We start from the raw sequence: 519 nt of genomic DNA on the forward strand, positions 1-519 counted from the left end.
TATTTTTGATGCTGTGTCCGGCCCAATCCCCGGAATACTGAGCAGGTATGGGTACTCTTCAATACCGGAGCACAAGTTTAGAATAACCTTGTCGAGTTCCTGTATTGCTGCTCTGATATCCAGCAATTGCTTGATCAGAACAGTTCCCTCGTAGATTGCCGCAACTCCTGCGTTACAGCCAATCGACCCTTTAGCGCTTTGCCAGATCCGGTATAAATGCTCCTCCTGCTTCTGCGTTCTTCGGGCACAGACAACAGTGTTATAAAACGTGTCATACTCCATTTCGGCAATTATCAAAGGATCACAACAGTTGCCGATAACCGATAAACTGTCCCGTTGACAAGTGTTGATATACTGGTCCATTTCAGGAAAGTATAAAGCCAATAAATTATTTCTGATGCGAGCCTTGAGGCCTTGCTCCTCTTTTTTAAAGCGTTTTTTCAGGCTCAGCAGCTCACGAAGATCACGAATCGATTCCGATGGATAGTCGTAGAATTGGCACTTGCCTTGAGCAATCAG

1 protein-coding gene is annotated in these 519 nt (G+C 45.3%); it reads right to left on the bottom strand.

Annotated elements, in window-relative coordinates; genetic code table 11:
• A partial coding sequence (locus EKD02_RS09970; RefSeq protein ID WP_500681132.1) for a transposase occupies positions 1-519 on the bottom strand: 519 nt, incomplete at both ends.

Source organism: Chlorobium phaeovibrioides (assembly GCF_003968655.1).
Taxonomy (GTDB): Bacteria; Bacteroidota; Chlorobiia; order Chlorobiales; family Chlorobiaceae; genus Chlorobium; species Chlorobium phaeovibrioides.